The organism is Streptococcus sp. HMSC062D07, assembly GCF_001814215.1.
Lineage (GTDB): Bacteria > Bacillota > Bacilli > Lactobacillales > Streptococcaceae > Streptococcus > Streptococcus infantis_I.
Genome location: NZ_KV815334.1, coordinates 395,332 through 403,543, shown reverse-complemented (window position 1 = coordinate 403,543; position 8,212 = coordinate 395,332). Strand labels below are relative to the sequence as shown.

Annotated in this window: 11 protein-coding genes; all 11 read right to left on the bottom strand. The window is 38.7% G+C overall.

Going from position 1 to position 8,212, the window contains the following annotated elements:
• Window positions 1-142 precede the first annotated feature (142 nt).
• A complete protein-coding gene (gene nusG, locus HMPREF2957_RS08820) occupies window positions 143-679 on the bottom strand; it encodes a transcription termination/antitermination protein NusG (protein WP_004254102.1) in 537 nt (178 codons plus the stop codon).
• A 49-nt stretch (window positions 680-728) separates the two neighbouring features.
• Window positions 729-905 (bottom strand): preprotein translocase subunit SecE, encoded by a 177-nt coding sequence (gene secE, locus HMPREF2957_RS08815; RefSeq protein ID WP_004254104.1) that lies wholly within the window; start codon window positions 903-905, stop codon window positions 729-731.
• A gap of 9 nt (window positions 906-914) precedes the next feature.
• Window positions 915-1,067: a 50S ribosomal protein L33 gene (gene rpmG, locus HMPREF2957_RS09035; RefSeq protein WP_001809375.1), complete on the bottom strand. Its 153-nt coding sequence runs from the start codon at window positions 1,065-1,067 to the stop codon at window positions 915-917.
• A 120-nt stretch (window positions 1,068-1,187) separates the two neighbouring features.
• Window positions 1,188-1,880: a phosphoglycerate mutase gene (locus tag HMPREF2957_RS08810; protein ID WP_070679035.1), complete on the bottom strand. Its 693-nt coding sequence runs from the start codon at window positions 1,878-1,880 to the stop codon at window positions 1,188-1,190.
• A gap of 133 nt (window positions 1,881-2,013) precedes the next feature.
• Complete coding sequence (locus HMPREF2957_RS08805; protein WP_070679033.1) at window positions 2,014-2,382, bottom strand: hypothetical protein; 369 nt, start codon at window positions 2,380-2,382, stop codon at window positions 2,014-2,016.
• A 100-nt stretch (window positions 2,383-2,482) separates the two neighbouring features.
• Window positions 2,483-5,275, bottom strand: coding sequence for an isoleucine--tRNA ligase (gene ileS / locus HMPREF2957_RS08800; protein ID WP_070679031.1), 2,793 nt, complete (start codon window positions 5,273-5,275; stop codon window positions 2,483-2,485).
• A 255-nt stretch (window positions 5,276-5,530) separates the two neighbouring features.
• Window positions 5,531-6,337, bottom strand: a complete 807-nt coding sequence (locus HMPREF2957_RS08795; protein ID WP_004254111.1) for a DivIVA domain-containing protein — start codon at window positions 6,335-6,337, stop codon at window positions 5,531-5,533.
• 16 nt (window positions 6,338-6,353) lie between these two features.
• Entirely contained in the window at window positions 6,354-6,608 is a 255-nt protein-coding gene (locus HMPREF2957_RS08790) for a DivIVA domain-containing protein (RefSeq protein WP_004254113.1), read from the bottom strand.
• Window positions 6,609-6,616: 8 nt separating this feature from the next.
• Window positions 6,617-7,402, bottom strand: a complete 786-nt coding sequence (locus HMPREF2957_RS08785; protein ID WP_070679029.1) for a YlmH family RNA-binding protein — start codon at window positions 7,400-7,402, stop codon at window positions 6,617-6,619.
• Window positions 7,399-7,659, bottom strand: a complete 261-nt coding sequence (locus HMPREF2957_RS08780; RefSeq protein ID WP_004254129.1) for a YggT family protein — start codon at window positions 7,657-7,659, stop codon at window positions 7,399-7,401. The genes HMPREF2957_RS08785 and HMPREF2957_RS08780 overlap by 4 nt, the downstream gene beginning before the upstream one ends.
• Window positions 7,659-8,207: a cell division protein SepF gene (locus HMPREF2957_RS08775; RefSeq protein ID WP_004254130.1), complete on the bottom strand. Its 549-nt coding sequence runs from the start codon at window positions 8,205-8,207 to the stop codon at window positions 7,659-7,661. The genes HMPREF2957_RS08780 and HMPREF2957_RS08775 overlap by 1 nt, the downstream gene beginning before the upstream one ends.
• Between the last annotated feature and the right edge of the window lie 5 nt (window positions 8,208-8,212).

The following is an 8,212-nucleotide window of genomic DNA, read 5'->3' as shown; positions in this document are numbered from 1 at the left end:
AAGGCGGTGTCTTAACCCCTTGACCAACGGACCTTGAGCTTTTTAACTCTTTCTATTATACCTACTTTTAGAATCCTGTCAACTAGTTTTTTAAAAATTAGTTGACAGAATTCTAGATTCACAAGTAGATAAGTAACTGATATTACAATTCAGCAATTTGATTCAAGTTTACTTCTGCTACTGTATCATTACCAAACATTGAAATAATCATTTTCACTTTGTTATTATCAATTTCAGTAATTTTTCCTGTGTAATCAGCAAAGGCACCGTCAATGATTCGAACTGTTTGACCAACTTCAACATTGATATCGAATTCTTGAACCGTTTGTCCCATTGATACCAAGATATCTCTGATTTCTTGTTCCAAAAGCGGAGTTGGTTTAGATCTGTTTCCGTGTGAGCCAACAAATCCCGTAACGTTTGGTGTATTACGAACCACAAACCAAGCTTCATCGGTCATAACCATTTCTACAAGGACATATCCTGGGAAGCGATTTTCTTCAACTTCTTTTTTCTTCCCATTTTTTTCAACTTGCACAGTTTGAGTTGGAATTTCCACACGTAGGATATTATCCAACATATTATATGTTTGTGCACGTTGCAAGAGATTTTCTTTTACTTTATTTTCATAACCAGAATATGTTTGTAGGACAAACCATCCTTTATCAAAACTATCCATCTTTTTTCCTTTCTTAATGGTAAACTTCTTTCAGCCTATTTATACTATCTTAAAAAATGTTAATGAATCGGATTAATCCGCTAACGATTAACTGGTCAAAAATATAAATGATGACAACAAAGAAGGCAGTGTATTCCATGATAGATTTGAAATCTACCCAACTTTGTTTTCGAGTTGGCCAAGTTGTATCTTTAAGAAGTGTAAAGATATCCTTAATAAAACCCATTCTTATCTCCTATCTCGTTTCTCGATGTGTTGTGTATTTACCACAATGTTTACAAAATTTATTTACTTCTAAGCGAGTCGGTTTTGGATTCCCACTAATTTTAATTGAGTAGTTTCTTGAACCACAAACCGCACAGGCTAAACTTGCTTTTTTAAGTGCCATAGCGCCTCCATCTTATCTATTATAACAAGAATCCCTGTCTTTGACAAGTTAAATTACACTCTGCATTTTCCTATTTTCAAAATAAAAAAGCCTAGGAATAATCCTAGACTCTATTTTACATTATTTACCAAGGTAGTATTCAGAAACTACGTTCAATTTTTCGTCAAATTCGAATACCAATGGTGGGAAGTTAGGGATTTCCACATCCATGATTTCGTCGTCTGACAAACCTTTGATGTGTTTTACAAGAGCACGAATTGAGTTACCGTGTGCACCTACGAATACGTTTTTACCATCTTTAAGTGCTGGAGCGATTTTATCTTCCCAGAATGGAAGGGCACGTTCCAAAGTAACTTTCAAGTTTTCAGCATCTGGAATTACTGAGTCATCAAGTGAAGCATAACGACGGTCAGTGTGAGCTGAGTACTCATCATCACGAGGCATTGCTGGAGGCAATACATCGTATGAACGACGCCAGATGTGAACTTGTTCATCACCAAATTGTTCAGCAGCTTCAGCTTTGTTTTTACCAGTCAAACCACCGTAGTGACGTTCGTTCAAGCGCCATGATTTTTCAACTGGAACCCAAAGTTGGTCAGATGCTTCAAGTGCAAGGTTAGTTGTTTTGATTGCACGTTTCAATACTGAAGTGTAAGCTTGGTCAAATTCAATACCAGCTTCTTTGATCAATTTACCAGCATCGATAGCTTGTTGAGTACCTTTTTCAGAAAGATCTACGTCAGCCCAACCTGTGAAAAGGTTAGCTTTGTTCCATTCAGACTCACCGTGGCGAGCGAAAACCAATTTTACCATTAGTTGGATTCTCCTTTTATTTTTCGAGGTTTCCCTCGTTTATCTATTCTATTTTACACAATTTTTCACAAAAAAGCTAGTTAAAATCAACGAAAAAGAGAAGAGCGCTTGAACTCTTCTCTTAGACAATCATTTATCCTTCAATTTTAAATTGTTTCAAGCTTGCTAGGTACAGAGCTCCACCAATCACAAGAACAATTCCACCAATCCATCCAAAGAAAGGAATCAAGGCAACTACAGAACCAACGATAAATAGAATCGATGGTGCTAGCGAAATACGTTTGTCATCCTTATAATAGACAAGTGAGAGAATTCCAAGAATGAGGGTCGCAATTTTCACCAATGAGAACACAATGAAAATAATCCCCAATACCACTCCTGCAAAATCTTCATCCTCAGAAATAGCTGCAAGAAAAATAATAAAAAATGGTAAGAAAGCCAAAATAGCTCCTGCAATAATACCAATAAATCCATCTACTTGTGCAAGTGTTTTTGTCTTCATAAATGTCTCCTTTTATTTTGATAAAGTATATTATACCATATTTTTATTAAAGTTTTAATTTTTAAAAAAATACAGGAGTAACTCCTGTATTTTTGTTAGACTATTTAGCTTCAAATCCTTCTGCTACTGCATCCGCAAAGTTTTCTTCAACGATGCTTGCACAGTGATCGCAGATAGTTGCATGGTAGCTACGTTCTGCTGTACTTGGGTCGATACGACGACAACGGTCACAAACTTCACCAGCCACACGGTCAACTGTGAAGGCTACATCTTCAAAGGCCACTGCAGCTTCTGGAGCTGATCCTTCAGCGATGGTCAATTCAGAGACGATCAAGAGTTGGGCTACATTGCTATCAACAGCTCCAAGAAGAGTTTTCACTACTTCATTTGGATAAACTGTCAAGTGAGCTTCAAGTGATTTACCAATCACTTTTTCATTACGTGCTTCTTCCAAGGCTTTTTGAGCTTGTCCACGGAAGTCCATAAAGGCTGCCCATGTATCCAAGATTTCCTCTTGGTTGGCAAAAGTTTGAGCTTCTGGTAATTCTGATAATTGAACAAAGTCTTCTGTTTCAAACTCGAGATATGACCAGATTTCTTCTGCAGTGTGAGGAAGAATTGGTGTCAAGAGTTTGGTAATTTTCACGAGGATGTCATAGAAGACTGTTTGCATCTGACGGCGTTCGAGAGATTTTGCACCTTCGATGTAGACAACATCTTTGGCAAAGTCAAGATAGAAAGCAGACAAATCAACGTTGATAAAGTTCACTAGGGCTTTATAGATTGTCAAGAATTCGAAGTTTGCATAAGCGTCACGAATGGTCTTAACAAGCTGATTAAAACGGATAGTCATGTACTTATCAACAGAACGAAGTTCTTCGTAAGCTACTGCATCTTCAGCTGGGTTAAAATCAGAAGTGTTAGCAATCAAGAAACGAAGGGTGTTACGGATCTTACGGTAAGTTTCAGAAACTTGACTCAAGATATCCATAGAGATACGTACGTCGTTGCTTGAATCAACACTTGTTACCCAGAGACGCAAGATTTCCGCACCAAATTGTTTTTCAACATCGCTTGGAGCAATGGTATTCCCAAGAGATTTAGACATCTTCTCACCTTTACCGTCAAGGGCAAAACCTTGCGACAAGATTTGTTTGTATGGTGCTACACCATGATTAGCCACAGATGTGATGAGAGATGAGTTGAACCAACCACGATATTGGTCAGAACCTTCTAGGTAGAGGTCTGCTGGATATTTAAGTTCGGGGCGATTAACTACGACACCATTCCATGATGAACCTGAGTCAAACCAAACGTCCATGATGTCTGTTTCTTTCTTGAACTCGCCATTTGGTGAACCTGGATGTGTAAATCCTTCTGGCAAGAGGTCTTTGGCATCACGTTCCCACCAGATGATTGAACCATGTTCTTCAAAGAGTTGAGCTACATGCTCGATGGTTTCAGCTGTCATGATTGGTGTACCATCTTCTGCATAGAAGATTGGAAGAGGAACTCCCCAAGCACGTTGACGAGAGATGACCCAGTCACCACGGTCACGAATCATGTTGTAAAGACGGACTTTACCCCACTCTGAGTGGAACTTCACTTTTTCAATTTCGTCCAAGATTTCTTGGCGGAATTTAGATACAGAAGCAAACCATTGAGGCACTGCACGCCAGATGATTGGTTTTTTCGTACGCCAGTCAAATGGGTAAGAGTGAGAGATTTCTTCTTGAGCAAGAAGTAAATCACCAAGTTTTTCAATAACTGTTGGCACAACCTTGTCGTAGAATTGACCTTCGAACTCTGCTCCAGCATTGGCCATCATGATCCCGCGTTCGTTAACAGTCACAGCAACTTCAAGCCCATTGGCAACACCGACATTGTAGTCATCCTCACCAAAACCAGGAGCTGTATGGACGATACCAGTACCAGAATCAGTTGTAACATGGTCACCAAGGATAACGAGTTCATCTACTGCTGTATCCCATGGGTGCTCTGTCACAATTTGGTTCAATTCTGAACCACGGTAAGTAGCCAAAACTTGAACATCTGCCCAACCAAATTTCTCAGACAAACTGTTCAACAATTCTGAAGCGACCACAAACTTACGAGCTTCGCCAGCTGGTTGCACCAAGACGTAATCAATATCCGCACCGACTGTCAAACCGCGAGAAGCTGTGATGGTGAATGGAGTTGTTGTCCAAACGACGATATAAGTATCAGTGTCTAGAACACCTTTGCCATCTTTGACCTTATTGGCATAGTAAAGGGATGTTGAAACCAAGTCGTGGTATTCAATTTCCGCCTCAGCAAGGGCTGACTCTGATGACCATGACCAGTAAACAGGCTTCGCTCCACGGTAGATATAGCCTTTATTAGCCATTTCACCGAAGACACGGATTTGCGCTGCTTCATAGTCAGGAGTTAGTGTTACATATGGATTTTCCCAGTCACCAGAAACACCCAAACGTTTAAAGTCTTCGCGTTGTTTATCTACTTGAGACAGAGCGTATTCACGGCAAAGTTTCAAGTATTCAACAAGGTCCATTTCTTTGCGTTTAACACCTTGTTTTGCCAAAACTTGTTCAATTGGCAAACCATGAGTATCCCAACCTGGGATGTAAGGTGCATAAAAGCCTGACATAGACTTAGAACGAACAATGATATCTTTAGAGATCTTGTTCATGGCATGTCCTACGTGGATGTTCCCGTTGGCATACGGAGGACCATCATGAAGCGTGAAATGCGGTTTTCCTTCATTTAATTCTTGACGACGTTGATAAAGTTTAGCTTCATCCCATTCCTTTTGCCAAACTGGCTCTTTGGTCGGAAGACCAGCACGCATTGGAAATTCTGTTTTCCCAAGATTGAGGGTTTCTTTAAGTTTCATGTTTACTCCTTTAATGTAAATTGATAATATAAAAACCACGACTCGCAAAAAGGACGAAAATCGTGGTACCACCTTTGTTCGGAAAAAGACCTAGTCTCTTTCCCTCTTTTCCCGTAACGTGGGCAACGTCAAATCTTACTATTTTCAGATTTGATACTAAGAGAGGATAAACTTACCAACAGGGATTGTAGGACTTCCACCATCTCCTACTCGCTAGAAATTTGATTGATAAATTCTTGTTCTCTAATGAGATTCTTATAAAATTAGAACTGATTCTTGTTGAGTGTCAGCATCATCTTGAGGTCCTTCCTCATGTGCTGGCTCAACAGGAGTTTCAGCAGCTGGCAGAACTTCAACTTCAGTTGACTCTTCAGCAGCTTGTTCAGCCTCTAACAATTCTTTGTTAGCAGCTTCAATACGCGCTTGAAGTTCTGCAACTTCTTCTGGAGAAAATTGACGAGTCATGTCAATTGGTTCTTCATCATGATATGAAGATACATCTTCACCTAGAACCTCTTGGACGACTTCCTTGAATGCTTCGTCGCTCGTTTGAAGATAAGTTGCAGTCGGACGCAAAATTTCTTCCCAATCTGATGAATCAACAATAGCCAACTGACTTTCGATTGTTGATTTCAAACGTTGGTGGAAGACGCGACTCTTGTTCTTCAACTCTTCAGTTTCTACAGCAACTTTTTTAGCATTATCTGTTGCTTGTCGCAAAATTTCATTGGCTTTATATTTTGCTTCATCAAGCAAGCGTTGGGCATCTTGCTCAGCCTGCTTAATGATGTTATTAGAACGGTCGTTCGCAGCTTGTTTCACACGTTCAGCTGTGTCTTGAGCAATCAATACTGACTGACTCAATGAATCTTTGATTTCATCAAAATAAGATAGACGCTCTTCTAAATTTTTAATGTGCTGTTCTTTTTCATGATTACTACGAACCAAATCTTCATAGTCACGAACAACAATATCTAAAAATTCATCAACTTCTTCACGGTTAAAACCTCTAAACTGAACACCAAAGGTTTTATCCTTAATTTCTAACGATGTAATTGGCATATTTTTCCTCACTTATTTAATAAAAAATAGAATCATGAATTGCTTCTGGTTCTTGCTCGTTTGTTACTGTTCTTTTAGGAATATCAGTCGTATAGTCGGAAAGACGTTCTTCTAGTTTTTTGATGTAGAGTTCAGTTTCCTCTTTGTTTCGGATTAATTCCTCTAATTCAAAATAAATCTTATCTAGAAATAGGTCAACTTCTTCCTGATCGTAGCCTCTGAATTTTCTTGAGAATTCTTTATCAGTAATTTCTTGTGGTGTAATCGACATGTTTATTCTCACTTGCTTAATAGTAGCTGGACTGTTAATTTTTTCTTATCCTTTTTGGTTTGACCGTTTTCTTTAAGTAAGATAATTCGACCAAAGCGTCTGACGCTGATTAAATCACCAATTTTTACCGGATAGTCCGATTTTTCAACTATATGATAGTTGACTTGAACCAACTTTTTTTCAACCATGGCCGAAGTTTGGGAACGAGATAATTTCAATATGCTAGATAAGAAGGTATCCAGACGAAGACTTGAAACCAAGACTTCTTTTTCTTGATAGTCATCTTTGGATTCTATCATATCTGAAAAAGGACGTTCTACTAAACTTACAGGCAACTTGGAAATCTTTTGAATTCCATCTTGGAAAAGAGTGGTAAATCTTCGATAGACAATAATTTGGGCTTTATCTTCTGTCACCAGAATGTCTCCGAATAACTTACGGTCAATACCTAATCGATTGAGAACTGTACCCAATATCTTTGAATGGGTCAGTTGCTGAAACTTGCTGGGATACACGATCTCAAGCAAGGTCATTTCAAAATCTTCCAAACTTGGCGTGAAGTAATCGGGCGCTAAAATAACCCTAGCGTATTCCGAAGAGATATAACTCGTACTAGAGAAGACTTTTATCCCTCTATTATTTCCTAAAGTTTCCAAGATAAATACTTGGTGAGGATTTATAAAAGGAGATAAAATCGGTGCATAGTGCTCCTCGACTTGACTCAACCACTCCAACCCCTTATCGATGAATGGAATATCCTCCGTTGCGAAATGTTGGTAAAGTTCCTTGCTCATAATATGACTAGCAAATTGATAAGATAGCGACTAATCATGCGCAAGAGAATTAGAGCTATCCAAACAGAGAAATCCAAACCTGCGATTTGAAGAGGTAGACGTTTTAGAGGTTCAAGAATTGGTTTACACAAAGTCTCTAAAAATTTCCCCAACTGTGTGTTATAGGCATTTGGAAACCATGATAATAGAGCAAAAGCTACAAGTATCAGTGAATAGATATCTGTAGCATTTTGGATAAAACGAATTATTAGAAACATTAACGTACTCTATTTCTCTTCATGTCAAAGTCGTATTCTTCGCTTTGAGCTTCTTCAGGTAAACGAATATCTTCAATGTTTACCACAACACCAACAGGTGTCAAAAGATACATTGTGTTCGCTACTTTTCTTAACTCACCAGCAAGGACATGACGTGCTCCATCCAAGTAATCCAAACAACGACGAGCTTGAACTTCTGTCATATATTGGAAGTCAATCAAGATACTTTCATTTCCAGCCAACAAATCAACAATATCTGTTGCATCTTCATAACGGCGTGGGTAACGAACATCGATGGTTACTTTTTCAGTAGAGTGATGGCTTTCAATTGCTAGTTGTTGCTGACGGGCATGAAGTTTTGTAATATTTTTCTCTTTTGTTTCGACTGAAGAAGAATCTTGAGCAGCAGCTTGCTTTGGCAATTCTCTTTTTTGAGGAACCGAAGCTAGTGAACGTTCAGGTTGTGCAGCTACAACTTCTGAAGCAACTTCATCTCCATCTTCTGTAAAGTAATCTATAAATTTATCAAATTTATCTTTTAATGACATGATTA